Genomic DNA, 26,395 nt, shown 5'->3' on the forward strand with positions numbered 1-26,395 from the left:
TAATTTGCATTTTTTTCTATTTATCTTTATTGCATTTTAAGCAATAATAAAAAATACACAAAAAAGCATCTATGGTTGTAAAGATAGATAAAAATTTACTTCTTTGAAAAATATTTACAAATGAGGACTAATAAAAAAACAAATGAGAACTAATAAAAATACATTCGAACAACTTTTAAGTTTTGCCGATATAGAAAAAAATAAAAAGGAGGTGGTAGGAGTGACAGAAAGGAGGGCAGGGAAATATCTGACTTTCAGGCTTGGGGGTGAGGAATATGGGTTAGAAATTTTAAAGGTAAGGGAAATTATTGGGATGATGCCTATAACACGTGTTCCCAGAACTCCTGATTTTGTTCGTGGTGTTATCAATCTGCGTGGGAAGATTATTCCTGTAGTAGATTTGAAGAGAAAATTTGGTATGGAGAGCACTGAGGAGACAGACCAGACATGTATTATTGTGGTGGATGTATCATGCAATGGCAATGTAGCCCAGATGGGCATCTTAGTGGATAGTGTATCTGAGGTGCTTGATATTAATGATGAGGACATTGAGGATGCTCCTTCATTTGGGATGAGTTTTAATACTGATTTTATTTTAGGTATAGCCAAAGCTAAAGGGATGGTGAAGATACTACTTAATATTGAAAAGGTTTTAACAACTGAAGACCTTGCCGCTATGGCAAGGGAAAATTTAGCCACTTCTAATAAACTTATGAAAGGAGGGCATGAAAATGGCGAGTCAAATTAAGGAAAAAGTAGATCAACTTTCAATGTTACATGAAGAAATACGGCAATTAGCTCATGCTGTAGTTGAGGGAAGGCTTGAAACCCGGATTGATACTTCAAAGTTTGAAGGAGAATATCAAGAGTTAGTTCAGGATGTTAATAATATGCTTGATAGTTTAGTTAGTCCTATTAATATAGCAGCTGAGTATGTGGATCGTGTCAGTAAGGGTGATATTCCAGAAAAGATCACTGAAGAATATAAAGGTGAGTTTAATAAAATCAAAAATGGTTTAAACGGCATGATTGATGCATTAAATGGTTTAATTAATGAAGCAGCAAAGATGGAGGAAGCAGCAGTTCAGGGACAACTTGATGTTCGAGCTGATGTTTCTAAATATCAAGGTGCTTGGGCTAGGATAGTGCAGGGATTAAATAATACAGCTGAGGCAATGATTGCTCCCATGCGGGATATTGGAAATGTGTTAAATAGACTAGCAGATGGACAAACAGATGTTCAAGTAACTAATGATTATAAAGGTGATTATAATGTCTTAAAAACCGCATGTAACAATTTAGCACAACAATTACATACCTTAATTTTTGAAGATGCTGGTCGGGTATTACAACTGGCTGCACAAAAAGACCTAACTCAAAGAGTTGAAAAAACTTACAAAGGGAATTTTGAAAAAATGAAAGAAAATATTAACATGGTTTTAGAGGTACTTAATGATTCTGTTACTCAGGTAACAAAGGCAACTGAGCAGCTAACAGCAGCCAGCACTCAAATTAATTCTAGCAGTCAAAGTCTTGCTGAAGCTGCTTCTGAGCAAGCCAGTTCACTTGAGGAAATTTCAAGTAGTCTTGAAGAGATAACAGCCACAACCAAACAAAATGCTGACAATGCCAAACAGGCTGCTGCCATGGCAAATGATGCTCGTAACAATGCAGATGAGGGCAAGAAAGCAATGCAAAAAATGTTTGAAGCCATTTCTAAGATTAAGACATCTTCAGATGAGACAGCAAAGATTGTAAAGACCATTGATGAGATTGCTTTTCAGACAAATTTACTTGCTTTAAATGCGGCTGTTGAAGCAGCCAGGGCAGGTGATGCTGGAAAGGGCTTTGCTGTGGTGGCTGAAGAGGTGCGCAACTTAGCACAGCGGAGTGCTGAGGCTGCCAAGAACACAGCTGCACTTATTGAAGAATCCCAAAAGAATGCAGAGAATGGGGTGGCAGTTTGTGAACAAGTAGGAACTATACTTGATAAGATTGCTGATAATGTTCACAAAGCAACACAGCTTATAAATGAAGTTTCTGCTGCTTGTGAAGAGCAAGCTCAAGGTATTGAGCAGATTAATACTGCTGTAGCTCAATTAGACAAAGTTACCCAACAAAATGCTGCCAATGCCGAAGAATCGGCTAGTGCTGCAGAGGAGCTTAATGCTCAAGCAGAAGAGCTTACAGCCATGATTTCCAATTTTATTTTAAGCACTGATGGTTCAAAAATGCGGGCACCGCAGCCAAAGCAGCGCCTGCAGGTCCAAGCTTGTGGCAAAGCGGTGCACAAAGTATCTCAAAGCAAGAAAACTTCTAAAGTGAAACAGACTGCCAAAATTAAGCCAAAGAAGGTCATTCCTTTGGAGGGAGAAGCCGAAGAACTTTAAAGATTTAATAAGGGAGGACATTATGTCCTCCCTTCATTGAACATTTTATAAAAATTGGCCGAATAAATAATGGTAATGTTTAACATACCATTGCTTTCTGACAGGGAATTTAAAGTTATAAGGAAACTTGTTTATGAAAAAAGTGGAATTGCTTTAGGTGATGAGAAGAAAAGTTTGGTGCAAAGTCGTTTAGGAAAATTACTTAGAAAACGTGGAATTAATTCTTTTAAACAATATCTTCAAAAAGTGATCAATGATTCTACAGGAGAAGAACTGACAGAGCTTATAAATGCTATCTCTACAAATTTTACACATTTTTTTAGAGAAAAAGAACATTTTGAATTTTTGAAAAATATAATTATACCTGCATGTAACCATAAGAAGATAATAAAAATCTGGTCAGCAGGATGTTCTTCAGGTGAGGAACCATATTCTATTGCTATCACTCTATTTGAAGCAATTAAGGACATAAAAAGATGGCAAGTAAAGATATTAGCTACAGATATATCTACTCAAGTGCTTAAAAAGGCTATAGATGGGATTTATAAAAAAGAACAGTTGGTGACTTTATCCAAAACATTATTATTTAAATATTTTGAAAAACGGCAAGGCTATTACCAAATAAGACCGGAAATAAAGGGGTTAATCAAATTTAAAAAACTAAATCTACTTGATCCCTTTCCATTTAATACCCAGTTTAATGTGATTTTTTGCCGAAATGTTATGATTTATTTTGATAAGCAAACTAAGGAACAACTTGTTAATCGTCTTTATGATTATGTAATGCCTGGTGGATATTTATTTGTAGGTCATGCAGAGGGTTTAATGGGTTTAAAGCATAAATTTAGATATGTAAAGCCAGCGATTTATCAAAAAATAGACAGATGAAAAAAAGGATGGTGGTGGGGATTGCAGATATGAAGGTGAGTAATGACTCAGACGTCATTCTAGTTACACATGCTTTAGGTTCTTGTATTGGTTTAGCTGTATATGACCCTGTAGTAAAAGTTGGGGGGCTGTTGCATTATATGCTTCCAGAATCAAGAATTAATCCTAAAAAAGCTAAGGAAAATCCTTTTATGTTTGCTGACACAGGTATTCCTTTGCTTTTTAAAACTTGTTATCGATATGGTGCGATAAAACAAAGAATGATTGTTAAAGTAGCTGGTGGTGCCCAAATTATGGATGAGAAAGGACAATTTAACATTGGACAAAGAAATTATGCGGCTTTAAGGAAAATCTTTTGGAAAAATGGGGTGCTGATTCAAGCAGAAGATGTTGGCGGTTTTGTCAATCGCACTATGGAATTAGATATAGAGACAGGTGAAGTTCGTTTAAAATTGCCTGGACAAAATATAAAAAAACTATGAAAAAGATAGAAAAAATTTTAGATAATATAAAAAGGCTACCTCCTTTTCCCTTAGTTGCCCTTAAGATTATGCACATAGCAATGGATGAAGAAGTTTCTGTGCAAGAAATCGTTGAGATTATTCAATATGATCCATCAATTACTGCTAATGTATTGAGATGGTGTAATTCTCCTTATTTTGGTCTTAGACGTAAAATAACATCTATGAAAGAAGCACTTGTTTATCTTGGAAGTAAACATTTGTTAGAAATTGTGATGTTAAGTAGTTGTGCCCCTTATCTGGAAAAATCAGTGGCAGGTTATGAATTGGCACAAGGAGAGTTGTGGCGACATAGTGTAGCCTGTGCCATTATGAGCCAAATTTTAGCTAAAAAAATAAAGGAAGATGATGCTGTTGTTTTTACAGGAGGATTGTTACATGACATTGGCAAAATTGTTTTAAGTGAATTTGTGAAAGACACATTTGATAAAATCATACAATTAGTTAAAAAAGGTTATGATTTTTTGTCAGCTGAAAAAGAAATAATTGGTATGGATCATGCTGAATTAGGGGGAAGAATTGGAGAAAAATGGGGTTTCCCAGAAGAAATTACTAAAATAATTACCTATCATCATCAACCAGAAGAAATAAATGATGTTCATGTATCTTTAGTCCATTTAGCAGATGTAGGAGTATTAATGTTAGGTATAGGGGCAGGTGCGGATGGATTGGCTTATCAGGGTAAAAAGGAGGCATATGAACTTTTGGGATTGAGAGAAACAGACCTTATGGCTTGTATGGCAGAGCTTTGGGTAAATTTAGAAAAGGTAGAAAATATTGTGAATTTTAAGGGAAAAAACCATGGGATTTAATGTTTTAATTGTGGATGATTCTGCAGCTATAAGAAAAATCATTAAAAAAACTATTTTAATCTCTGGCTTTGATGTAGAAAATTTTTATGAAGCAGGAAATGGTAAAGAAGCACTTAATATACTTAAAGATAATTGGGTAGATGTAGTGGTAACAGATATCCATATGCCAGAGATGAGTGGGATAACTTTATTAAAAAAAATAAGAGAAGATGACGTACTTAGTAGTTTACCGGTTATTGTAATTTCTACAGAGGGAAGAGAGCAAAAAGTGAAGGAGGCATTAAATCTTGGGGCAAATGGATATATTAAAAAACCATTTAAACCAGAAGATATAAAAGACATTTTATTAAAAGTTATGGGGGAAGAATATGTCAGAAAAGAGGATTTTGGAACAGTTGGAGAGTGTGACTTTTAAAATTTTGGCAGACATGTTTTTTCTTTTTCCTGAAGAAATAAAAGATATAAATTTACCTGAAGAAATTCTTGAAGGTAAAATTTCTATTAATTCAGAAAATAAAATAAATTTGCGCTTTTTCATTTCTCAAAAATTGGCTGAAACAATGGCAGAAAATTTTATGGGAGAAGTAGTATCTGAAGACGAAATTAATGAAGTGATTAAAGAATTTGTAAATATGATTGGAGGCAATTTTATTGCCCATATTGATCCAGAAGGAAAGAAAAAATTGGATTTACCTTATGTGACAAAAATAAAGACAATAAATCTTGTACCTGATTTAAAAAAATATGAAATTGAGGGTGAATTTTTTGCATTCACAATAGAGAGAGAATAAAATGGAAAAGATAAAAGTGCTAATTGTAGATGATTCTGCTATTGTAAGAAAAATACTTACAGAACAACTTTCTAAAGAGCCAGATATAGAAGTTGTAGGTACTGCTCCTGACCCATATATTGCCAGAGATAAAATAGTTCAATTAAAACCCAATGTAGTGCTTTTGGATATAGAAATGCCGCGTATGGATGGGATTACGTTCTTAAAAAAACTGATGAAATATTATCCGCTGCCAGTTATTATTGTTAGTTCTCTTGCCCCAAAAGGTTCTAGATTAGCTATAGAAGCATTAGAGATAGGCGCAGTGGAAGTGATGTGTAAACCAGGAGGTCCCTATTCTGTGGGAGAAATGATAGTAGATCTTTCTCAAAAAATAAGAGCAGCAGCAAAAATAAAATATATTAAAAGGAAAAAACCAGCACAAGTTAAAGAAATTAAACCTAAAACATCCATTCAGTCTACTTTAGAAACAACAAATAAGGTTATTGCTATTGGTTCATCAACCGGAGGAACAGAGGCATTAAGAGAGATTTTGCCTCAATTTCCACCAAGCTTTCCAGGTGTTGTTATTGCTCAACATATGCCTCCAGGATTTACAACTGCTTTTGCTAATAGATTGAATGAATTATGTCAAATCAGGGTGAAAGAGGCAGAGAATGGTGATTCAGTTATTCCTGGCTTAGCACTTATTGCCCCAGGTAATTATCATATGCTTTTGAGGCGTAGTGGGGCAAAGTATTATGTAGAAATAAAGGATGGACCAAGAGTGCATTATCAACGCCCATCAGTAGACGTACTTTTTACTTCTGTTGCTAAAGCAGCTGGGCCAAATGCTATTGGTATTATATTAACAGGCATGGGAACAGATGGAGCAAAAGGTTTGTTTGAAATGAAAAAAGCAGGGGCAAAAACCATTGCTCAGGATGAAGCTTCATGTGTGGTTTTTGGTATGCCAAAGGAGGCAATTAAATTAGGAGCAGTAGATAAAATCTTACCCCTTCAAAAAATACCAGAAGAGGTTATGAAATACATTTATAATGAGTAAATTTAAAAAACAAGCAGGAGAAAATAGAAAATTATTTTCCCAGATGTTTAAGAATTTCTTTTAATTCTTCTCTTATTTCTTCTAAAATATTGTGTTGTTTTAAGCGTTTTGATAACTGTTTTTTGGCTCCAGAAATAGTAAACCCTTCTTCATAAAGCAATTTTTTAATTTCAAGAAGTATTTTAATATCTTCAATAGTATATAATCGATGGCTGGAAAACCGAATAGGTTTTATTTCTTTGAATTCCCTTTCCCAGAAACGCAATACATAAGGTTCTAATCCAACCAATTTACTTGCTTCACTAATTTTAAAATATTTTTTATTTTTTGACATTTTTCCATTACTTACCCAATTTAAAAAAATTCGTCAAACATCTATTTTACAGGACTTTCCAAGAATTTTTAAAAGTTTTAGAAACAACAATTGCTGAGATTTATTAGATTGGTAAGTCTTCTGGAGCTGTATAATACTCAATATTGAGCCTTTCTGCTACGTCTCTTGCAGTAGGTTCAATCATAGGGCTTACTATTATTTTCCTTAATACCTTTTTATTTTCTTTTTTCTCATAAAAATTTACCTTTCTTAAAAATGTATACACCTCTGATTTACTTACAGAACTTTTTATTTCCATAACCCATACCATTCCATCTTTTATTACTATATCTAATTCTACCTGGTCAGGCCATCCAAAAACTTCCCCTTCACTATCATAGGAAAGATATCTTTCTACTTTAAGACCTGTAAGCTCTTCAATTACAGACTTTATTGCTTCTCTAAATGCATATTCTGTAGAAATGCCCCATCTTGCACCAAGTGCCCCTATAGTGCGATCTATTCTTCTATCAACCCTGCGTATCTCTTTTAAAAGCTCTTCAAACCTTTTTTGATGCTCTTCAAATCTTTTGTCATATACTTCAAATCGTTTAGCGAATTCTTCAAGCCTTTTTTGATGCTGTTCAAATCTTTTATTTGCCTCTTCCCTCTGTATCTGTATTTCTTTTAAAAGCTTTTCAAAACGGTCTTCTGTTTGCTCTCTTGGTGCAAATAAAGATGAAAGCATCCTCCACAACTCTATTCTTACTTCAGGATGCTTCCTTAAAATTTTTGGAAGTTCCTCATAAATGAGCTTTTTTATCTCTTCTTTCATATTATCCAAAAAATTTATAAATATTCTAAAAACAAATTATCACAAAACCGATTTAGTAGCAATACTTAAGAATTTCACTCTGTTTTAAATCTATTTATTGTTTTTAAAAAACAATTAGATTATAAAAATAGTAGACATTTAAATTTAAAAGACGATTTTAAAATGGAGAGGTGATATTTATGAATTCTGAACAAACAATTTATCCATTTGCAGTAAAAGATTGTGCTTTAATTGCTATTGCTACTGGAATTCATGTTCAAAATCTGAGAGAATTAAAAGATAAATTGTTAACTATTCATCCTGGTAGTATTTATTATCATTTTTGGGGTAGTTTGCTTAATCCTCGTTTTGAAGAGCCAGAATTTAATAATGATTTTGCAGCATGGACATATCATGCACTTCATGACCCTATACTTGCAGAAAGATTGGCTGTTATTGATCCCACAGAATTTGCTGATATAGAGGATTTACGTCAAGAATTAATAGATGTGATTGAAGAAAGACTATATGAAATTGAATATGTTCCATGGTCTAAACCTGATCAGCAATTCCATTTTATTCGTTCTCAAATTGTTGTATTTGATACTCATAAACGTATTACTGAGCCAAAAGAGCTTGCTAAAATTTTGCCATCTTTAAGCACAGGCAGTATTTTTTATCATTTTATTGATGCAAGAAGGAGAACAAAGGAAAAAACAGATGATTTTCGGGCTTGGCTTAAAGGATTTGGTGACACATATGCAGATTTGTGTAGTTTAATTGCTGCTATTGATCCTTATTTTACTACTTTAGCAGAATTGCGTCAAAAATTATCACAGCTATTTGAGTTGTATTTTGGAGGAAAATAATGGGAGTGCTTGAGCGGTATGCAGAAGTTGCTGGTCCTGATGTAATCGAGCATTTGCGACAACTTGCAGCTTTATTAAAAGGAATGAAAGTCATTCATGTCAATTCAACACGCAAAGGTGGGGGAGTAGCTGAAATTTTACAAAAGCTTGTTCCTCTTATGCAAGAATTAGGAATAGATGCTAAATGGGAAATAATTACTGGTAAGGAAGAATTTTTTAAATGTACAAAGAGTATGCATAATGCTCTTCAAGGAAATCCAATAAATATACCAGAACCTTGGTTTAGAATTTATGAAAAGACAAATGAAGAAAATGCAGAAAGATTGTGTTCAGAGCTTGAAAATGCAGATATGGTGTTTATTCATGATCCCCAGCCGGCTCCATTGCTTAAATTTTGCCAAAATAGAAAAGGCAAATGGATTTGGCGTTGTCACATAGACATCAGTCGTCCTTATCGTCCTGTATGGAAATATTTTAAAAACTTTGTTATTGCTTATGATGCAAGTATTTTTTCTATTGCTGATTTTGCTCAACCTTTACCACATCCATTATACATAATTCCTCCAAGCATTGATCCTTTGAGTGAAAAAAATATAGAATTAGAAAAAGAAGAGGTTTTTTCTGTTTATAAAAAATTTGGCATAGATCCTGAATTACCTGTTATTGTCCAGATTTCTCGTTTTGATCGTTTTAAAGATCCTCTTGGAGTAATTCAGGCTTATAGATTAACAAAGAAATTTATTCCTCATTTACAGCTTGTTTTGGCTGGTGGCGGAGCTACAGATGATCCAGAGGGTGAAATGGTTTTAAGCGAAGTACAAGCTGCAGCTGCTGATGATCCCAATATCCACGTACTTTCTTTGCCTCCAGAATCAGATCGTATTATTAATGCTTTACAACGGGGAGCAGATATTGTTTTACAAAAATCTATAAAAGAAGGTTTTGGTCTCACTGTTACCGAAGCTATGTGGAAGGGAAAACCTGTTATTGGAGGAAATACAGGTGGCATTAGACTTCAAGTAATTAATCATCATACAGGTTTTTTAGTAGATACACCAGAAGGAGCTGCTCTTCGTATTCGTTATTTACTCCGTCATCGAGATCAACTTTATACAATGGGAGAAAAAGCAAAAGAATTTGTGAGAGAAAATTTTCTTATAACAAGACATTTAAGAGATTATCTCACACTTATGGTAGCCATATCTTATGGTGTAAAGGAGAGAATCGAGTTAGGATAAATTTTCCCTGAAAAAGGAGGATAATTTATGGCAGAATTAAAATATGGTGAGAAAGCAATTGCTGAAGCAAAACTTGAGGCTTGGCCAAATCCTTATCCTGATAGAAATTATACCATTGAAATAACCTTTCCAGAATTTACTTGCCTTTGCCCTCGTTCTGGATATCCAGATTTTGCTACAATTAGAATAAAATATATACCTGATAAAAATATTGTAGAATTAAAATCTCTCAAATTATATTTGAATAAATATCGTGGTATTTATATCTCACATGAAGAGGCAACTAATAGGATCTATACAGACCTTTACAATCTTCTTAAACCAAAATTTCTTGAAGTAATAGGTGATTTTAATCCCAGAGGGAATGTAAAAACCATTGTCAAAGTTTCTTCAGAAAAATGAGTCTTTTTATTACCTTTGAAGGTATAGAAGGATGTGGTAAAACTACACAATTAAATCTTTTAGCCAAATGGTTAAAAGAAAGAAATAAAAATATTTATATTACTTATGAGCCAGGAGGAACTGATTTAGGAAAAAATATAAGAAAAATTTTACTTTCGCCAAATCTTTCCATTTCAGCAGAAGCAGAATTATTTCTTTATCTAGCTGATAGAGCTGAACATATTAAAAAAGTAATATTGCCAGCTTTAGCTGAAAAAGAAATTGTCCTTTGCGATAGATACCATGACTCCACTTTAGCCTATCAAGGTTATGGAAGAGGTATTGATTTAGAATTTTTGTGGTTTTGCTTTTCTACTTTTAAATTTCCATTACCTCATATTACTTTTTTATTAGATTGTCCAGTAGAAATTGGTCTTAAAAGGATTAGAAAGAAAAAACTTGATCGAATAGAAAAAGAAAATTTGACATTTCATCAGCGTGTAAGAGAAGGGTTTTTAAAACTAGCAAAAGCAGAACCAGGTCGAATAAAAGTAATTGATGCTACTTTACCTAAAGATGAAATTCAAATACAGATTAGGAAATGGATAAAAGATTATGGCATTTAGAGAAATAATTGGTCAGAAAAATGTGATTAATTGGTTAAAATCAGCATTTGCTAAACATAGGTTAGCTTCAGCTTATCTTTTTAGCGGACTTGAAGGGATTGGCAAAACAACAGTAGCTATAAATTTTGCTAAATTTTTAAATTGTCATTCGCCAAAAGATGGAGATGCTTGTGAAAAATGTAGTAATTGTGTTAAAATCAATGCTAATACTCATCCAGATGTAATTGTTATTCAGGGAGAAGTAATTAAAATTGAGCAAATAAGATTTTTGGAACAAACCCTTTCTCTTAAACCTCTTATAGCTAAAAAAAGAGTAGTAATTATTAAACGAGCTGAAAACATGACTTTAGAAGCAGCAAATGCATTTTTAAAAACATTAGAGGAACCTCCATTAAATACTATTTTGATTCTTACTACTTCTCATAAATATCAACTTTTACCAACAATTGTTTCTCGCTGTCAAATGGTTATTTTTAAACCCTTACCTTTAAAAATTATTCAAGAAATATTAGAAAAAAAGGGAGTAGATAAAACAAAAGCCTTTTTCTTTGCTTCTTTATCCCAAGGAAGTTTAGGAAAAGCTTTACGTTTTTTGGAAGAAAAAATAGATTTTAATTGGATTTATGATTTAGTAGAAAAAATTTCAATTATAAAAACATGGAAAAGTCTAAATTCTATTTTAGAAAAAACAAAAGATTTAGAAAATCTTGAAAAATTGTTAGATTTCTATCAAGCTTTATGGCGTGATATTTTACTAATAAAATATCAATGTGAAGATTTTTTAATAAATAAAGAACTTATTGATAATTATCGCAAAATAGCTTCAACTACTTCTCTTTCAGAAATTAAAGACATACTTATTACTATTGAACAAATAAAAAGATGGTTAAAACAAAATGTATCAAAAGAAACTCTTTTAGAATACTTAGTTTTAAAAAGATGGTATTAAAAATAGGAGTAAAATATGGATTGGCGATTAATTATTATAGTTTTTGTTACTATCTTTTTAGCAGAGCTTGGAGATAAAACTCAATTAGCTACTTTACTCTATGCTTCAAAAACGCAAAGCGGACTTTCTGTATTTATTGGTGCTTCTTTAGCCTTAATTTTTACTTCTTTTTTAGGTGCATTTTTAGGAGAATGGATTAGTAAATATATTCCTCAAAATTGGATAAATATAATAGCTGGCATTGTTTTTATTATTATTGGAATTTTTATATTGATTAGGCGTTAATTTATTTTTTCTTTTTGGCACAATTCTATTAATCTAGATTTTATCTTCTTCAAAATTTCCTTTTCTCCTTTATAACTACAAAATTTAATTGCTTCTTCTATAGAAAACCATCTTACTTCTTCTACTTCAAAATCATGTTGAGTAATGTCACCTCCAATAGCCTTTACTATAAAAAAATGCACTGTTTTTTTCACACGTACTTTTTCCAATGGATGATAAAACCAATAATGGATAGGCTCAATCTTTTCTACAATTTCTCCCTCAAGACCTGATTCTTCTCTTATTTCTCTTAAAGCAGCTGCTACAATCTTTTCACCAGGTTCTACCCAACCTTTTGGAAGACTCCATACTATTTGTTGCCGAAAGCCCATATGCCGACACAATACTACTTCTGGTCTTCCCTCTTCACATCGATAAATTACACCACCTGCTGAAACTTCAATCTTTACTCGTGGAGGCATCCTCTTCCCAATATTCAGCACAGGCTGTATCTGATTCCCAAACAGTTACTTTACCTATACTTACTTGTGGAGGAAGGGCTTTTTTTAATTGTTTAAAAATATAACAAGCAATTCTTTCTGAAGTAGGATTTTCTTTATCAAAGGGAGGTATTTCATTGAGATAGGCATGGTCTAGTTTAGCTAAACATTCCTTTAAAAGTACTTTTAAGTCCTGAAAATCCATAACCATTCCAGCTGTATTTAATGTCTTTGAACGCACTTCAATTTCTACTTGCCAATTATGACCATGCAATGCCTCACACTTCCCTTGATAATGACGTAAGCGATGAGCAGCAGCAAATTGTGAAATTACCTTTAAAGCATACATCAATTTTTTTTAATGTAAAAAAAAGCATCAGTCAATTCCCTTGACCTAGTTTTGTGAGCAGTTTAAAAATAACAAAATTTTTAAGGTATTAAAATGTTTAAATTACTTTCTGTAGAAGAAATTTTTTCTTTTTTAAAAGATTTAAATTTCCCACATCAAAAAGATTATCTTGCTATGTATTCCAGCTTTTTTGGAGGTGTTATAACTGAACCTAATTTTATGCTTCTACCTATTGATGATCATATGGTACATAGAGGAGATGGGGTATTTGAAGTTATTAAGTTTTGCAAAAAACGTATTTATCAATTTGATGCCCATTTAGAAAGATTAAAAAATTCTGCTAATCTTATTGGTCTTAAAATTCCTTTTTCATTAAAAGAAATTAAAGAAATTGTGAAAGAGACAATAAAAATTACCAAGGCAAATGATGGTATTATCCATATTTATATTTCAAGAGGATTTGGTAGTTTCAGTGTTAATCCATTTGAAACAATAGGAAGTCAGCTTTATGTTGTTATTACTCGTCTAAAACCGTTACCAGCTCGCTATGAAAAGGAAGGTGTAAAAGTAATTATTAGCAAAATACCTATTAAGCCAGGATTTTTTGCTCAAATAAAATCATGTAACTATTTATCTAATGTATTAATGAAAAAAGAAGCTTTAGAAGCAGGTGCTGATTTTGCTATAAGTCTTGATGAAAATGGTTTTTTAGCAGAAGGGGCTACGGAAAGCATTGGTTTGGTTTCTAAAGATAATTATTTAAAATTTCCTGAATTTAAAAGGGTGTTAAAAGGCATTACTTTGCAAAGAGCCATGATATTAGCTGAAAATTTAGTTAAGAAAGGATTAATAAAAGGGGTAAAGTTATCACCTATATCATTAGAAGATGCTTATAATGCAAAGGAAATTTTGCTTCTAGGAACTACAATTGATGTTTTGCCTGTAACTTGGTTTGAAGGTAAAATTGTTGGAGACGGTAAACCAGGGCCTGTAGCTAGAAATCTTAAAAATCTTTTTGAAAAAGATATATTTTCTGAAGAAGTGTCTGAACCTGTTTGAAAAAGTTTTTTATTGTCGCCTTCTTTACAAAATTTCTAAAATAAACTATAAGAGAGACCGTCAGAAGATAAAAGAATAAAGGAGGGCTTAAGATGGGGCTTAAAGTAGTTGAAGAGTTTTTAAATGCTTGTTCTGGTTGTGAGCTTTCTATTCTAAATATGGGTGAGACATGGGTAGATGTATTAAAAGAACTTGAATTTGTGCACATGCCGCTATTGATAGATAATAAATATTTTGGTCAAACAGGCGAAGGAACACAGATAGAAATACCTGAAGCAGATATAGCGATAGTATCTGGAAGTGTAAGAAATGAAGAACAAAAGCAAGTACTTGAAGAAATTAGAAAAAAATGCAAAATACTGATTGCTCTTGGCACTTGTGCTACCAATGGTGGTATTCCTGCTCTTGCCAATATGTGGTCTAAAGAAGAGATATTAAATTCTATTTATGTCAATCCTCCAAAAGATGTGCCAGCATGGTTAGATAGGGTCTATGCTTTAGACGAAATTGTAAAAGTAGACATTTATGTTCCAGGCTGTCCTCCTCATGCAAAAAATATTGCTGATGCTATCACTGCTTTAATTAAAGGTGAAACCTGGTCATTACCAGAAAGAAGTGTCTGTGATTCTTGTCCACTTAAACGTGAAAAGAAGGCAAGCAGCGGAACTGTGAAGAGATCTTTAGAAAATCTTGAATTTGATCCTGAAAAGCCTTTAGATGAGATGCGTTGTATTATGGAACAAGGCTTTCTCTGTTTAGGTCCAGTGACTAAGGCTGGTTGTCGTGGTGATAGTGATGCCCCTCGCTGTATTAGGGCAAGGATTGGCTGTCGTGGTTGTTTTGGGCCTATTCGCAAAGGAGCAAAACCAATGGTAGAAATGATGACAGCATGGTCTTCTATTGGTCTTAATGCACAGGCAGTACCAGACAGACGTGCTTTACTCAATCGGTTTATTGGTGCTCACAATAATTTAAGACCTTTACCTAAGAGATAAAGGAGGGGAAAAATGGGAAAAACATTGACTTTTCAACCTCTAACAAGAATTAAAACACGGACTAAGATGGTAATAAATTTAGATGATAATGGAAATGTTACAGATGCTCATATGAGCATGCTTAATTTGCGTGGTTTTGAACAATTTTGCATTGGACGCCCAGCTGAAGAAATGCCCCGTATTGTTAATCGTATTTGTGGCGTGTGCTCTTGTGACCATCATCTTGCTGCTAATAAGGCTGTAGAGATGGCTTTTGGTGTAAGTATTCCAGAAGCAGCTAGAAAGTTAAGGCGGCTTATGCAACATTTAGCTTGGATTCAGAATAAAATTCTCCAATTTTATTTTCTTACATTACCTGATTTTCTTATTACAGAACCACCAAGAGATATTATGGCTTTGATGAAGGCTAATTCTGAATTAGCTTTAAAGGCAATAAAAATGCGTCAACTTGGAGCTATGCTTGTTGAACACTTTGCTGGTAAAGTTATTCATCCAATTGTTGTAGTACCAGGTGGTTTTAGTAAGCCTATGACTGAAACAGAAAGAGAAGAGCTTTTAAAAGGGGCTGAAGAATTACTTGAATTTGCTAAATGGACTATGGATTTCGCTAAAAAGGAAGTTTTTCCAAAATATTCAGAAATTATTGAAAAATTGGGTGTGATTAAAACTGGTTTTATTGGTATGGTAGATAATGGTGGAAATCACGAAATTTATGATGGAAAATTGCGTTTAATGAAGGCTGATGGTGAAATTGAAGAATTTAATCCTGAAGAATATGCTGATTATATTGCTGAAGATATTCAAACTTGGAGCTATGCTAAATTTCCTCATGCAAAAAAATGGGGAGATTTTGCTTTAGAATTTGACAATCCTACTATTTACAGAAGCAATTGTCTTGCTCGTATCAATGTCTGCGAAAAAATGCCTACTCCATTAGCACAGGCAGAGCTTGAAGAATTTAGGGAAAAATTTGGTCGTCCATGTCAATATACCCTTCTTTATAATTATGCCCGTTTAATTGAATTACTTTGCAATGCTGAGAGTGCAGTTGAGATTTTGAAAGATAAAGAGATTACTGATCAGAATGTAAGAGCGAAATTTGAGATAAAAGAGGGAAGGGGGGTAGGTTGTGTTGAGACACCTCAAGGTACTTTAATTCATGATTATGAAATAGATAAGAATGGTTTTGTTACAAAAATAAATATTATTGAAGGACCTGACCAGAATGCGGCAGCTATAAATCTTTCTCTAAAACAAGCAGCTAAACAAGTTATTAAAGATGGAAAATATGATGAAGCGGCATTGAATCAAATAGAAATGATTATTAGAGCTTATGCTCCATAAATAGCGGCGGCAATTGTCGCCGCTATTTCTTTATTAAATAACAATTATCTTTTAAGATAGAAATTTTCCCTTTTTTCTCTAATGAAGAAATATGTTTTTCTACTTCAGAAGAAGGAATTCCAATTTTTTTGGCTAACTCTGAAATAGAATAGGGCTTTTTTTCAAGATATAATAAAATTTGATTTAATGAAAGCTCATTTTTTATTGTTTTTCTCAAACCTTCTTCTAATGTCAATTCTATTTCACCTTTTTTTCTTTTTTCTTTTAATTTTACAGCCTGTTTAGCAAAAGCCATTCTTAATTTGGGCTTTTCTAAAGCTGTTTTTGCTGCTAAAAGCCTAATTTTTAAATCTTCTTCAACTATACCTTCACTTTCTCCAAGTTTTCCTAAATCTTTTATTCTTTCAGTAAATTCTGTAATTAATTTGACAAAACGAGGTGCTTCTGCTGCTGAGACCCATTTAAGTTGCAATCTTTCAGGATTAATTTTAATTTCTTCTATAATATTTTGAACAAAAGTAACTACAAACTGTGCTTCGTAATTACCTTCCAGGTAATGACACTCACCTAGGTGTCATCCGCCAACAAATAATCCATCAGCTTTATTACAAAAACCTTCAATCAAAAAAAGGGGATCCACTCTTCCAGTGCACATAACACGAATTACCCTAAGATTGGTTGGATACTGAAATCTAGCTACCCCAGCTATATCAGCTGCTGTATAACAACACCAATTACAAAGAAATCCTAAAATTTTTGGTTCAAAACCATTTTCCTTCATTATTCCTTCTCTCCGAATGCCTTAATCTGGGCTATAATTTGTGCATCTGTAAAACGACCCATACTAATAGCACGTTGTGGACAATGGGCTGAGCAGATGCCACAACCTTTACATGAAGCAGAAATAGTTTCTGCTTTTGGTCTTTTATTTACTTTAATTATTCTTATAGCCTTATATGGACAAAGACTTTCACAAATACCGCAGCCAATACATTTATTTTTATCTACAAAAGATACAATAGGCTCAACTTTAACATAGCCTTTTGCTAAAATAATAGTTGCTTTGGCTGCAGCAGCTAATGCTTGAGAGATTGTTTCATCAATAGGTTTTGGAAAATGGGCAATACCTGCATAAAAAATACCATCTACTGCTGCTTCTACTGGTCTTAGCTTTACATGGGCTTCTAAAAAGAAACCATCTGTAGTGAGTGGAACTTTAAGTAATTTTGATAATTCTTTATTGTCATGAGGTAAAACACCTACACTTAAGATTACTAAACTTGGCTCAATAAGAATTTTTTCACCCAATATAGGTTCAAAGGCAGTAAGTATAAGCTTTCCATCTTTTTTTTCTAAAGTTGGTGGTTGCTTTTCGTTATATCTAATAAAAATTACTCCTTTAGCTCTTGCTTTTGCATAATAGTCTTCCTTAAATCCATAAGTTCTTATATCACGGTAAAATATATAAATATTGGCATCAGGCTTAATTTCTTTTATTTTCAATGCATTTTTAATTGCCTGACTGCAACAGATTTTGCTGCAATAAGGTCTTTTTTCATTCCTTGAGCCAACACATTGGATCATTACTACTGTATCCAAATCATTTTCACTAATTTCTCCTGTAGCTAAACCTTTTTCTAAATCAAGCTGTGTCATTATCCTTTTATCCTGACCATAAAGATATTCTTTTGGTACATACTGTTTGCCTCCAGTAGCCACAATTACAACACCATGTTCCAGCTCTTTTGTTTCTCCATTTTCTAAAGCAATGACTGTTTTAAAATTACCTACATAACCACTGATTTCTTTTATTTCTGCCTTGCTAAATACCTGAATATGTTTATGATTATTAACCTTTTCTACAAGCTCTTTTAAAAGCCTTTGAGGATTATTTCCTTCTAAAGTATAATAAAGATTTTTAAGATTACCTCCTAATTCCTTTTCTTTTTCTATCAAAAAACAATCAAAACCTTGATCTGCCATAGCTAATGCAGCAGTCATTCCTGCAAGTCCACCACCTATGATAAGGGCTTTAGGAATAACTTCTATAGTTTCTTCTTTTAAAGGAGTAAGATATCTTGCTTTTGCAACACCCATTCTTATCAAATCTTTTGCTTTTTCTGTTGCTTTCTCTTTCTCCTGTATATGTACCCAAGAGCATTGTTCCCTGATATTAACAAATTCAAAAAGACAACGGTTAAGTCCTGCCTCTCTGATTGTTTCCTGAAATAGGGGCTCGTGTGTTCTAGGTGTACAAGCAGCTACTACAATGCGATTTAGGTCATATTTTTTTATCATTTCTTTTATTCTTTCTTGAGTATCTTGGGAACAGCTATATAGATTTTCATCACTAAATACAACATTTTTTAAAGTAGCAGCATATTTTTTTACTTCTGGAACATTGACTACCCCACCGATATTTATACCACAATGACAAACAAATATTCCTATTCTTGGTTCTTCTCCTATTTCTATTTCAGGTGGATATTCTTTTTTAACTATAAGAGTATTTCTAACAGGTGCTAATAAAGTTGAGGCACACACAGCAGCAGCACTGGCTTGAGTAACACTTTCAGGTATATCCTTTGGCCCTTGAAATGCCCCAGCAACAAAAATACCTTTTTTTGTCGTGTTAATAGGATTGAATTCGGAAGTAAGACAAAAGCCATATTTATTAAGTCCTATTTTCAATGTTTTGGAAAGCACTTTTGTCTCATTTGGAGGCTTAAGACCCACAGACAGAACTACTAAATCAAACTCTTCTTCAAAAATCTTTCCATTTAAACTATAACGCAAAAGTAGATTGTGATTATCAATTTCTTTTATTTTAGCTACACGTGCTGGGATAAATCGAATATTGTATTTTTCTTTAGCTTGCTTATAAAATTCCTCAAAACCTTTGCCTTGGGCTCTAATATCCATATAAAAAATAGCAATGTCCAAATCAGGTTCATGCTCTTTTGAAACAACAGCTTCTTTAATAGCATACATGCAACAAACTGCCGAGCAATAGGGACGTTTTTTTGTTCTAGAACCAATACATTGAATAAAAGCAATTTTTTTAGGATGTTTTTTATCGGAAGGGCGCAAAATTTCCCCATTATAAGGACCAGAAGCACACATAATACGTTCAAACTCAATACTTGTAATTACGTTTGGATATTGAGCATAACCATATTCATTAGGAACATAAGTGTCTACAGGACTAAATCCAGGTGCTAAAATAACAGAACCTACTTCAATTTCCTCATATACTTCCTTTTGGTTGAAATCAATAGCTTCTGCTTTACAAGTAGGTACACAGATTTGGCATTCTTGTCTATTTAAAAAAAGACAGGCATCTGTATCTATTACATAGGTTATCGGTACTGCTTGTGGATAATCTATATGAATACATTTGGTTAAGGATAATTTTGCGTTATAAATATCAAAAACAAGAGTAGGGCAATAATCGCTACACACTCCACAACCTGTACATTTTGTTTCATCAATATATCTAGGTTTTTTCAATATTTTTACTTGAAAGTTTCCAGCTTCCCCTTTTATATCTTCTATCTTTGCCTGAGTGACAATCTTTATATTGGGATGTCTTCCAGCTTCAACAAGCTTTGGTGAAAGAATGCAAAGAGAGCAATCATTTGTTGGAAATGTTTTATCCAATTGAGCCATTACTCCACCAATGGATGCTTTTTCTTCAATCAAATAAACAAAGTAGCCCATCTCTGCTGCATCAAGGGCTGCTTGTACACCAGCAACCCCTCCACCAATAACCATTACAGTGCCTATAATTTTTTTGTTAAAACTCATTTATGTTCCCTTTAATTCTCTAAAGCAGCATCTATCATAGCTGAAATTTGTTCAAGTTTGTAATTGGGAACAAATATACCATTTTTAGGGCAGGTGGCTTGACATATACCACAACCTTGACATAAAGCTGTATTCACTTCTACTACTTTTTTAACGTCTCCTTTGTACATATATTCAATAAGAGAAATATTGTGAAAAGGACATGTTTCAATACAATAACCACATCCATCACAATTTTCATCAATTACTTGAGCTACAATAGGAGACAATTCAACATCTTTTTTTGATAAAATCTTAACTGCCTTTGTAACAGCTGCTTTTGCTTGAGTTATACTTTCATCAATAAATTTAGGGCCTTGGGCTAAACCACAGATAAATATACCACTGGTTGCTGTATCTGCTGTACCTAATTCTTTTCTTCCTTCGGCAAAAAAGCCATAACCATCTAATGATACTTTAAATAACTTTGATAAATCTTTATTCTCTTCATTTGGTACTATGGCTTCAGATAATACAACTATATCAGTATCTATGGCTAAATCTTGCTTTAATATAGGTTCATATAGCTTTATCCTAACCTTTCTTTGACTGCTTTTTTCTTTTATCATCTCTATTTTTGGAAGATTATTAGGCTCATAACGAATAAAAACAATTCCATTTGTCCTTGCCTTTCGATAAAGGAGTTCTCTAAAGCCATAAGTCATTATGTCTCGATAGAGAATAAAAATATTCATATCTGATTTTTCTTTTTTTAACTTTAAAGCTGTTTGTAAAGCATGAGTACAGCATACACGACTACAATAAGGTCTTTCATCATTCCTTGATCCTACACATTGAATAAAAACCACATTTTTACTATTTGTAATTACTGAATCTTTTTCTCTGATTTTTTCATCTAACTCTAATAATGTCATTACTCTTGAATGTTTCCCATATAAATATTCTTTAGGCCTGTATGGCTTAGCCCCTGTAGCTATAATGATTACACCATGGTTAATTTCTTTAGATGCTCCATTATATTCAATTGTTGTTTTAAAGTTCCCTACAAATCCTTCTACTGATTTGATTTTAGCATTAAAATAAACATTAATAAGTTCATGCTCAGATACTTTTTTTATCAATGAATCTAAGTAAACTTTTATATCTTCTCCTTTCCATGTCTTAGTTAATTTTAATGCCTGTCCACCTAATTTATCAGTTTTTTCTATCAAATATACTTTAAAACCCTGTTCAGCCAGTCCAAGTGCTGCTTCCATGCCAGCTACCCCTCCGCCAACTACAAGACCTGCAGGAATAATACTTAATTTTTTTTCTCTTAAAGGGGTCTGTAAAGCTACTTTTGCTACAGCCATTCTTAATAAATCTTTTGCCTTTTTCGTTGCCTTTTCTGGTTCATTCATATGAACCCAAGAGCACTGATCCCTTATATTTACCATGCAAAAAAGATACTTATTAAGTCCTGCTTCCTTCATTGTTTCTTGAAATAAAGGTTCATGAGTCCTAGGACTACAAGCTGCCACTACTACCCGATTTAATTTGTATTTTTTTATAGCATCCTTTATCTTTTCTTGTGTATCTTGAGAACAAGTAAATAAGTTATCCTCTGCATATACTACATGAGGTAACTGTTTAGCATAATCTCTTACTTCAGCTACATTTATTATACCACCAATATTTATCCCACAATGACATATAAAAACACCAATTCTAGGTTCTTCATCTAATATTCTCTCTTCAGGATATGTTTTTCCCTTAATTAAACTACTTCTTACTTCCTTTAAGGGTATAGTAGCATAACAAGCTGCTGCACTAGCTTCTGTAACTGATTCACGGATATCTTTAGGTGCTTGAAATACACCACAAACATATACGCCAGGTCGTGATGTTTTTAAAGGCTCAAAACTGTTGGTATCAACAAAATTATAATCATTTAATTCAATCCCCAATTTATGAGCAAGCTCAATTACATCTTTTGAAATTTCTAACCCTACTGAAAGGATAACCATATCAAATATCTCTGTTTTTATCTTACCTTCTTGAATATATTTTATTTGAAGATCTTCCTTTCCATGTATTCTTTCTATAGAATGTATCCTTGATCTTATAAATCTTACTCCCTCTTCTCTTGCCATATCATAATATTTTTCAAATCCCTTTCCATAGGTCCTCATATCCATAAAAAATATAGCTGTATCTAACGGCTTTTTGCTATGTTCTTTTGCAATAATTGCTTGTTTTATTGCATGTGCACAACATACTGTAGAACAATATCCTTTATCTTCTTTTATATTTCTTGAACCTACGCATTGTATCCAAGCAATCTTATCTGGCTCTTTTTTATCTGAAGGTCTTACCATATGACCTTTATGTGGACCTGAAGCAGAAAGGATTCTTTCAAACTCTATACTAGTAATTACATTTGGAAAATTAAGATATTCATAATTATTTGGATTATATAAAACAAAACCTGTGGCTAAAATAATAGAACCTACATTTAAAATAATTTCTTTCTTTTTATCATTAAAATCTATTGCCTTTGCTGGACATTTTTTCTCACAAGCACCACATCTATTTTTTCTTATTTTAATACAAACATTTGGATCTATAGCATATTTTAAAGGTACTGCTTGAGGATATTTAATATATGCTGCTTTTCTAAAGTTTAAACCCTGGTTGAATTCATCCTTTACTTTCTTAGGACATATAGATGCACAAATACCACAAGCTATACATTTATTTATATCAATATAGCGAGGATATTGAGATATTTTAACTTCAAAATTGCCTTCTTCTCCTGTGACCTCTTTCACTTTAGAAAGGGTGAATATTTTAATATTGGGATGTCTGCTGCACTCAACTAATTTAGGTGAAAGAATACACATAGCACAATCATTAGTGGGGAAGATTTTATCCAGTTGTGCCATTCTTCCACCAATAGCAGAGGAGTTTTCAACTAAATAAACATAATACCCAATATCTGCTAGGTCTAAGCAGGCTTGAACCCCTGCCACTCCTCCACCAACTACCATAACTGCACCAATTTTATCTTTCGCTTTCTTCATCCTCTTTTAATTTATTAAATGCATCAGAAAGCATTTTTTCTCTTTGTTCAAGCATACATCTGTCTATTTTAGTAACTGTTTCTTTAAAAGAAGGAGGAACATAACCATTTTCAATAGCCATTTCTCTTAACACAGGTATAACTTGACTGAACTTTACATCCTGTGGACAAACAAAAGAACAGGTGTTGCATAGAATGCAATGCCAGATAATCTCAGAACTAAGCACTTGTTTTTTCATACCTAAAAGGATCTGACGTATAATATTGAGAGGATCAAATGCATCATTCACAGCCTTTACTGGACAAGCTCCAGTACAAGTTCCACAGGCAAAACAAGCCTTAAGACTTTCTCCTCCAAGCCTATTTGCTACCTCAAATTTAAAATTTGGATCCAATTGACTTAACTGTATCTCTTTCAAAATCTTCCTCCATTTTTAAAGAACTTCTTGATTACCTTTGAATGGTTAACTCTTTAACCATAAAAAGACATTTGTCAAGTGTCTATTATTTAAACTCTATTACTTTCCCTGCATAATTTTCTATAAAGCGAGAAATAAAAACTTTTTTAAATACCTCAATAGCAGGTTCACCTGTACAGTGGCAAGGGGCAATTAATTCTGTTCTTTCTAAAAGCTTTTTAGCTATTTCTTCTACTTTTTCTTTTTCCATGCCTAAAAGATGAAAACCACCTATAATAAGTTTAAGTTTTCCATATTTTTCAAAAACTCTATTAGCCATTCGCAAAATACCTGGGTGAGAACAGCCAACTAACATAACCTTAAAAGGTTTTATAATAATTGTTTGTTCTTTTAATGGAAAATTAAAACAAATAGCATCAATTTCTGGTATTTCTCCTTTATACTCATCTGGCCAAAAGATTTTGGTTTTTGAGGATAACCAACTTAATCCTCCAGTGTGATCATAATGATTGTGAGAAATAAAACAATAAGAAATCTCTTCTTTTTTAACTTTTAATAATTTGGCGTTGTAATCTAGTGTTTCTACATCTGCTCCAGTATCAAAAAGAATATTTTTCCCTTCAAGTTTTATTAAACAAGAAAACCCCCAACCTGCTTTAAAATCACCCTTTGCCTGATTGTCATACAAAGTAATAAGCCTCATATTTCACCTCCTTAAAATTGTTTCAAATATAAAATAAATTTATATAAAAAACAACTTTGTTTTATTTAATTTTCATGTTATAATAAATCAAATTTGTTGTAAGGAGGGAAAATGCCCAGGACAAAAAAATTAACAGAAAGTGCTGAAGATTGCCTTGAGGCAATTTATGTCCTGAGTAAAACAAAAAAAGTTGTACGTGTAAAAGATATTGCAAAACATCTTAACACAAAGATGGCTTCAATAGTTGTAGGTTTGAAAACACTTGCAGAAAAGGGATTAGTAGAGCATGAGCATTATGGTTATGTAGAATTGACACCAGCTGGGGAAGAAATTGCTAAAAAGGTTCATTATCGCCACCAGTTGCTTTTTGAATTCTTTCATGAGACTTTAGGTTTGCCTGAAAAAGTTGCAGATAGAGATGCTTGTAGACTTGAGCATTATCTTTCTGCTGAAGGACTAGAAAGAATAATAAAATTTATTGAATTTGTGAAAAGCTGTCCAGAAGGTGCTCCTACTTGGCTGACAAATTTTTACTATTTCCTTCAATATGGCCATTATCCAAAAACTTGCATCCAAAAACTTGAAAAATCAATTGTTTCTCTTGATCAATTGAGTTCTGTTCAAGGTGAAGTAATTAAATTAGGGGGAAAGGCTAGTTTTAAACAAGCTCTATTGAAAAAAGGGTTTGTTCCAGGGGCTGTGGTAAAAATAGAAGAGAGAACAGTTGAAGGATTAAAGGCAAAAATAGGAAAAAAACAACATTTTCTCACATCTGAAGAAGCTAAGCAAATATTTGTTAAAGAGATTTAAATAAAAAAATTTTGTTAAAAAAATCTTTAATAACAACTCTGATATTTATTTGGTGTGCATTAACTTTAGCAAGTGATTTTAAAATATTCTTTTTAAACGTTGGTGAGGGAGAAGCCATATATATAGAAACACCTAATACACAAAAGGTATTAATAGATAGTGGAAACCTTATTAGTGGATATAAAGTAGTTAATTTTCTTAAAAGAAAAGGTATAGAAGAAATTGATTTTTTAATTATTACCCATCCACACCTTGACCATATGGGAGGAATTTTTCATGTGTTACAGCATATAAAAGTAAAGAGATGTTATGATAATGGTCAACCATTGCCAAAAAATAACGATATATATAGATGGTATAATGACCTTTTTAGAAAAGACAATTATAAGCCATTAAAAGCTGGTGAAAAAATTATATTAGGAAATGTAATTATTAATGTCCTCTCTCCTGAAAAATTTACATCTGATTGGAATGCAAATTCACTAGTGCTTAAAATCAATTACGGAGAGACCTCTTTTCTTTTGATGGGTGATGCAAATATTAAAGTAGAAAAAATGCTTTTAGAAAAAAACATAAATCTTAAAGCGGATGTTCTTAAGGTGGGTCATCATGGAGCTAAAGATGCATCGTCTGAAAGATTTATAGAAGCCGTATCTCCTCAATATGCAGTTATCTCAATTGATGAAAACAATATTAGAGGTTATCCTGCTGTAAGTGTAATAAAGAGATTTCAAAGTAAAGGTATTAAACTATTTTTTACTTATCGAGATGGAGATATAATATTTAAAAGCAATGGTAAAAATATTTTTATCTATTCTTTTGAGTTCCCCAAAAAACTAATAGACCAACAACACTACCCATTGCATTTAAAATTATATCATACCACGCAAAGGATCTACTAGGAAGAATCCCTTGATATAATTCATCAAAGATTCCTATAAATGTGGCATAGAGAAAAGATTTTAAATATGGATCTTTAGTATTTTTAATAAGTGCTTTTGCTAAAAGAAACCCTAAAATAGCATACTCTGGCAAATGAGTATATTCATAAGGATTTGGAAGAAATTGATAGATAATGAAATTAATAATAAAAATAGCACTTATACCTATTAAAAAAGGGAAAAATTTTGAGCGATAAGAGATAAAAAGCCATCCTGACATAATGAATAATAAAAAAGCAATCATAATTTCAATTATTAAGACAAAATGTGCTACTGAAGCTCTTGGCCAATATTTAGAAGCAAATTGAATTATATTGGGAAGAAAGGGTGTTATTATGAATAAAAAAAGAGTATAAAAAATAACTACCTTCATGAACTCACCATTTTCAGATTTGTCAGTATAATGTAAACTTATACAAAATCAAGTTCAGGAGGAATAAGTGAATATACCATTACTTGATCTTAAAGCTCAATATAGGTCTATTAAAGATGAAATAAAGCAAGCA

General features: G+C 32.6%; 29 protein-coding genes. 19 read left to right on the plus strand and 10 right to left on the minus strand.

The window, feature by feature from the left end; genetic code table 11:
• Positions 1 to 142: 142 nt before the first annotated feature.
• The 8 genes from LWW95_08665 (at position 143) to LWW95_08700 (ending at position 6,447) form a co-directional block, all read left to right on the plus strand.
• Positions 143 to 748 (plus strand): chemotaxis protein CheW, encoded by a 606-nt coding sequence (locus LWW95_08665; protein ID MDL1957098.1) that lies wholly within the window; start codon positions 143 to 145, stop codon positions 746 to 748.
• Complete coding sequence (locus LWW95_08670) at positions 732 to 2,390, plus strand: methyl-accepting chemotaxis protein (GenBank protein MDL1957099.1); 1,659 nt, start codon at positions 732 to 734, stop codon at positions 2,388 to 2,390. Before LWW95_08665 ends, LWW95_08670 begins: the two co-directional genes overlap by 17 nt.
• A gap of 75 nt (positions 2,391 to 2,465) precedes the next feature.
• Entirely contained in the window at positions 2,466 to 3,278 is an 813-nt protein-coding gene (locus LWW95_08675; GenBank protein ID MDL1957100.1) for a protein-glutamate O-methyltransferase, read from the plus strand.
• A 29-nt stretch (positions 3,279 to 3,307) separates the two neighbouring features.
• Positions 3,308 to 3,760, plus strand: coding sequence for a chemotaxis protein CheD (locus tag LWW95_08680; GenBank protein ID MDL1957101.1), 453 nt, complete (start codon positions 3,308 to 3,310; stop codon positions 3,758 to 3,760).
• Positions 3,757 to 4,611, plus strand: a complete 855-nt coding sequence (locus LWW95_08685; protein ID MDL1957102.1) for an HDOD domain-containing protein — start codon at positions 3,757 to 3,759, stop codon at positions 4,609 to 4,611. Before LWW95_08680 ends, LWW95_08685 begins: the two co-directional genes overlap by 4 nt.
• Complete coding sequence (locus LWW95_08690) at positions 4,601 to 5,026, plus strand: response regulator (protein MDL1957103.1); 426 nt, start codon at positions 4,601 to 4,603, stop codon at positions 5,024 to 5,026. Before LWW95_08685 ends, LWW95_08690 begins: the two co-directional genes overlap by 11 nt.
• Positions 4,980 to 5,402 carry a chemotaxis protein CheX gene (locus tag LWW95_08695; protein MDL1957104.1) on the plus strand — a complete coding sequence of 141 codons (423 nt, stop codon included), beginning with the start codon at positions 4,980 to 4,982 and terminating at the stop codon, positions 5,400 to 5,402. Before LWW95_08690 ends, LWW95_08695 begins: the two co-directional genes overlap by 47 nt.
• Position 5,403: 1 nt before the next feature.
• A complete protein-coding gene (locus LWW95_08700; GenBank protein MDL1957105.1) occupies positions 5,404 to 6,447 on the plus strand; it encodes a chemotaxis response regulator protein-glutamate methylesterase in 1,044 nt (347 codons plus the stop codon).
• A 31-nt stretch (positions 6,448 to 6,478) separates the two neighbouring features.
• Here the strand turns inward: LWW95_08700 and LWW95_08705 are convergent, their stop codons facing one another.
• On the minus strand, positions 6,479 to 6,781 hold the full coding sequence (locus tag LWW95_08705; GenBank protein ID MDL1957106.1) for a MerR family transcriptional regulator: 303 nt from the start codon (positions 6,779 to 6,781) through the stop codon (positions 6,479 to 6,481).
• A 103-nt stretch (positions 6,782 to 6,884) separates the two neighbouring features.
• Positions 6,885 to 7,595, minus strand: coding sequence for a DUF3782 domain-containing protein (locus LWW95_08710; protein ID MDL1957107.1), 711 nt, complete (start codon positions 7,593 to 7,595; stop codon positions 6,885 to 6,887).
• A 179-nt stretch (positions 7,596 to 7,774) separates the two neighbouring features.
• On the opposite strand from LWW95_08710, the gene LWW95_08715 reads away from it, so the two are divergent.
• The 6 genes from LWW95_08715 to LWW95_08740 are packed head-to-tail and all read left to right on the plus strand — an operon-like array spanning position 7,775 to position 11,922.
• On the plus strand, positions 7,775 to 8,443 hold the full coding sequence (locus LWW95_08715; GenBank protein MDL1957108.1) for a DUF5752 family protein: 669 nt from the start codon (positions 7,775 to 7,777) through the stop codon (positions 8,441 to 8,443).
• A complete protein-coding gene (locus tag LWW95_08720) occupies positions 8,440 to 9,681 on the plus strand; it encodes a glycosyltransferase (protein MDL1957109.1) in 1,242 nt (413 codons plus the stop codon). The genes LWW95_08715 and LWW95_08720 overlap by 4 nt, the downstream gene beginning before the upstream one ends.
• A gap of 27 nt (positions 9,682 to 9,708) precedes the next feature.
• On the plus strand, positions 9,709 to 10,083 hold the full coding sequence (queF, locus tag LWW95_08725) for a preQ(1) synthase (protein ID MDL1957110.1): 375 nt from the start codon (positions 9,709 to 9,711) through the stop codon (positions 10,081 to 10,083).
• Entirely contained in the window at positions 10,080 to 10,688 is a 609-nt protein-coding gene (gene tmk / locus LWW95_08730) for a dTMP kinase (protein MDL1957111.1), read from the plus strand. The genes queF and tmk overlap by 4 nt, the downstream gene beginning before the upstream one ends.
• Complete coding sequence (gene holB / locus LWW95_08735) at positions 10,678 to 11,637, plus strand: DNA polymerase III subunit delta' (GenBank protein ID MDL1957112.1); 960 nt, start codon at positions 10,678 to 10,680, stop codon at positions 11,635 to 11,637. Before tmk ends, holB begins: the two co-directional genes overlap by 11 nt.
• Before the next feature lie 15 nt (positions 11,638 to 11,652).
• On the plus strand, positions 11,653 to 11,922 hold the full coding sequence (locus tag LWW95_08740; GenBank protein ID MDL1957113.1) for a TMEM165/GDT1 family protein: 270 nt from the start codon (positions 11,653 to 11,655) through the stop codon (positions 11,920 to 11,922).
• Here LWW95_08740 and LWW95_08745 read toward each other — a convergent pair.
• On the minus strand, positions 11,919 to 12,383 hold the full coding sequence (locus LWW95_08745) for an NUDIX hydrolase (GenBank protein MDL1957114.1): 465 nt from the start codon (positions 12,381 to 12,383) through the stop codon (positions 11,919 to 11,921). The genes LWW95_08740 and LWW95_08745 overlap by 4 nt on opposite strands.
• Positions 12,361 to 12,750 carry a 6-carboxytetrahydropterin synthase QueD gene (gene queD / locus LWW95_08750; GenBank protein MDL1957115.1) on the minus strand — a complete coding sequence of 130 codons (390 nt, stop codon included), beginning with the start codon at positions 12,748 to 12,750 and terminating at the stop codon, positions 12,361 to 12,363. The genes LWW95_08745 and queD overlap by 23 nt, the downstream gene beginning before the upstream one ends.
• 93 nt (positions 12,751 to 12,843) lie before the next feature.
• Between queD and LWW95_08755 the strand changes: the two genes are divergently transcribed.
• From LWW95_08755 to LWW95_08765, 3 genes are all read left to right on the plus strand, one after another.
• A complete protein-coding gene (locus LWW95_08755; protein ID MDL1957116.1) occupies positions 12,844 to 13,809 on the plus strand; it encodes an aminotransferase class IV in 966 nt (321 codons plus the stop codon).
• Positions 13,810 to 13,901: 92 nt separating this feature from the next.
• Positions 13,902 to 14,804, plus strand: a complete 903-nt coding sequence (locus LWW95_08760; protein MDL1957117.1) for a methyl viologen-reducing hydrogenase — start codon at positions 13,902 to 13,904, stop codon at positions 14,802 to 14,804.
• A 12-nt stretch (positions 14,805 to 14,816) separates the two neighbouring features.
• On the plus strand, positions 14,817 to 16,148 hold the full coding sequence (locus LWW95_08765) for a Ni/Fe hydrogenase subunit alpha (GenBank protein ID MDL1957118.1): 1,332 nt from the start codon (positions 14,817 to 14,819) through the stop codon (positions 16,146 to 16,148).
• 22 nt (positions 16,149 to 16,170) lie between these two features.
• Here LWW95_08765 and LWW95_08770 read toward each other — a convergent pair whose 3' ends face one another.
• The 5 genes from LWW95_08770 to LWW95_08790 all read right to left on the minus strand — a co-directional run bounded on the left by LWW95_08770 (position 16,171) and on the right by LWW95_08790 (position 24,138).
• The gene (locus tag LWW95_08770; protein ID MDL1957119.1) at positions 16,171 to 16,929 is read right to left on the minus strand and encodes a hydrogenase iron-sulfur subunit; all 759 of its coding nucleotides are present in this window, start codon (positions 16,927 to 16,929) and stop codon (positions 16,171 to 16,173) included.
• On the minus strand, positions 16,929 to 19,955 hold the full coding sequence (locus LWW95_08775; protein MDL1957120.1) for a CoB--CoM heterodisulfide reductase iron-sulfur subunit A family protein: 3,027 nt from the start codon (positions 19,953 to 19,955) through the stop codon (positions 16,929 to 16,931). The genes LWW95_08770 and LWW95_08775 overlap by 1 nt, the downstream gene beginning before the upstream one ends.
• 11 nt (positions 19,956 to 19,966) lie before the next feature.
• Complete coding sequence (locus LWW95_08780) at positions 19,967 to 23,017, minus strand: FAD-dependent oxidoreductase (GenBank protein ID MDL1957121.1); 3,051 nt, start codon at positions 23,015 to 23,017, stop codon at positions 19,967 to 19,969.
• The gene (locus tag LWW95_08785; protein ID MDL1957122.1) at positions 22,998 to 23,435 is read right to left on the minus strand and encodes a 4Fe-4S dicluster domain-containing protein; all 438 of its coding nucleotides are present in this window, start codon (positions 23,433 to 23,435) and stop codon (positions 22,998 to 23,000) included. The genes LWW95_08780 and LWW95_08785 overlap by 20 nt, the downstream gene beginning before the upstream one ends.
• An 85-nt stretch (positions 23,436 to 23,520) precedes the next feature.
• Entirely contained in the window at positions 23,521 to 24,138 is a 618-nt protein-coding gene (locus LWW95_08790) for an MBL fold metallo-hydrolase (protein MDL1957123.1), read from the minus strand.
• Positions 24,139 to 24,249: 111 nt separating this feature from the next.
• Here LWW95_08790 and LWW95_08795 point away from each other — a divergent pair, with 111 nt between their 5' ends.
• Both LWW95_08795 and LWW95_08800 read left to right on the plus strand, forming a co-directional pair.
• The gene (locus tag LWW95_08795) at positions 24,250 to 24,948 is read left to right on the plus strand and encodes a metal-dependent transcriptional regulator (protein MDL1957124.1); all 699 of its coding nucleotides are present in this window, start codon (positions 24,250 to 24,252) and stop codon (positions 24,946 to 24,948) included.
• Positions 24,949 to 24,959: 11 nt separating this feature from the next.
• Positions 24,960 to 25,850, plus strand: coding sequence for an MBL fold metallo-hydrolase (locus LWW95_08800; GenBank protein ID MDL1957125.1), 891 nt, complete (start codon positions 24,960 to 24,962; stop codon positions 25,848 to 25,850).
• Here the strand turns inward: LWW95_08800 and LWW95_08805 are convergent.
• Positions 25,756 to 26,262 carry a VanZ family protein gene (locus tag LWW95_08805; protein MDL1957126.1) on the minus strand — a complete coding sequence of 169 codons (507 nt, stop codon included), beginning with the start codon at positions 26,260 to 26,262 and terminating at the stop codon, positions 25,756 to 25,758. The genes LWW95_08800 and LWW95_08805 overlap by 95 nt on opposite strands.
• Positions 26,263 to 26,395 lie beyond the last annotated feature (133 nt).

The sequence above is a fragment of the Candidatus Desulfofervidus auxilii genome (genome assembly GCA_030262725.1).
In the GTDB taxonomy this organism is placed as follows: Bacteria; Desulfobacterota; Desulfofervidia; order Desulfofervidales; family Desulfofervidaceae; genus JAJSZS01.

Coding starts and splice junctions, on each gene's coding strand:
- LWW95_08705 (MDL1957106.1), bottom strand. CDS start 6,781: ATGTCAAAAAATAAAAAATATTTTAAAATTAGTGAAGCAAGTAAATTG.
- LWW95_08805 (MDL1957126.1), bottom strand. CDS start 26,262: ATGAAGGTAGTTATTTTTTATACTCTTTTTTTATTCATAATAACACCC.
- LWW95_08765 (MDL1957118.1), top strand. CDS start 14,817: ATGGGAAAAACATTGACTTTTCAACCTCTAACAAGAATTAAAACACGG.
- LWW95_08675 (MDL1957100.1), top strand. CDS start 2,466: ATGTTTAACATACCATTGCTTTCTGACAGGGAATTTAAAGTTATAAGG.
- queF (MDL1957110.1), top strand. CDS start 9,709: ATGGCAGAATTAAAATATGGTGAGAAAGCAATTGCTGAAGCAAAACTT.
- holB (MDL1957112.1), top strand. CDS start 10,678: ATGGCATTTAGAGAAATAATTGGTCAGAAAAATGTGATTAATTGGTTA.
- LWW95_08790 (MDL1957123.1), bottom strand. CDS start 24,138: ATGAGGCTTATTACTTTGTATGACAATCAGGCAAAGGGTGATTTTAAA.
- LWW95_08700 (MDL1957105.1), top strand. CDS start 5,404: ATGGAAAAGATAAAAGTGCTAATTGTAGATGATTCTGCTATTGTAAGA.
- LWW95_08690 (MDL1957103.1), top strand. CDS start 4,601: ATGGGATTTAATGTTTTAATTGTGGATGATTCTGCAGCTATAAGAAAA.
- LWW95_08695 (MDL1957104.1), top strand. CDS start 4,980: ATGTCAGAAAAGAGGATTTTGGAACAGTTGGAGAGTGTGACTTTTAAA.
- LWW95_08670 (MDL1957099.1), top strand. CDS start 732: ATGGCGAGTCAAATTAAGGAAAAAGTAGATCAACTTTCAATGTTACAT.
- LWW95_08795 (MDL1957124.1), top strand. CDS start 24,250: ATGCCCAGGACAAAAAAATTAACAGAAAGTGCTGAAGATTGCCTTGAG.
- LWW95_08760 (MDL1957117.1), top strand. CDS start 13,902: ATGGGGCTTAAAGTAGTTGAAGAGTTTTTAAATGCTTGTTCTGGTTGT.
- LWW95_08685 (MDL1957102.1), top strand. CDS start 3,757: ATGAAAAAGATAGAAAAAATTTTAGATAATATAAAAAGGCTACCTCCT.
- tmk (MDL1957111.1), top strand. CDS start 10,080: ATGAGTCTTTTTATTACCTTTGAAGGTATAGAAGGATGTGGTAAAACT.
- LWW95_08745 (MDL1957114.1), bottom strand. CDS start 12,383: ATGCCTCCACGAGTAAAGATTGAAGTTTCAGCAGGTGGTGTAATTTAT.
- LWW95_08775 (MDL1957120.1), bottom strand. CDS start 19,955: ATGAGTTTTAACAAAAAAATTATAGGCACTGTAATGGTTATTGGTGGA.
- LWW95_08680 (MDL1957101.1), top strand. CDS start 3,308: ATGAAGGTGAGTAATGACTCAGACGTCATTCTAGTTACACATGCTTTA.
- LWW95_08710 (MDL1957107.1), bottom strand. CDS start 7,595: ATGAAAGAAGAGATAAAAAAGCTCATTTATGAGGAACTTCCAAAAATT.
- LWW95_08665 (MDL1957098.1), top strand. CDS start 143: ATGAGAACTAATAAAAATACATTCGAACAACTTTTAAGTTTTGCCGAT.
- LWW95_08715 (MDL1957108.1), top strand. CDS start 7,775: ATGAATTCTGAACAAACAATTTATCCATTTGCAGTAAAAGATTGTGCT.
- LWW95_08740 (MDL1957113.1), top strand. CDS start 11,653: ATGGATTGGCGATTAATTATTATAGTTTTTGTTACTATCTTTTTAGCA.
- queD (MDL1957115.1), bottom strand. CDS start 12,750: ATGTATGCTTTAAAGGTAATTTCACAATTTGCTGCTGCTCATCGCTTA.
- LWW95_08780 (MDL1957121.1), bottom strand. CDS start 23,017: ATGAAGAAAGCGAAAGATAAAATTGGTGCAGTTATGGTAGTTGGTGGA.
- LWW95_08755 (MDL1957116.1), top strand. CDS start 12,844: ATGTTTAAATTACTTTCTGTAGAAGAAATTTTTTCTTTTTTAAAAGAT.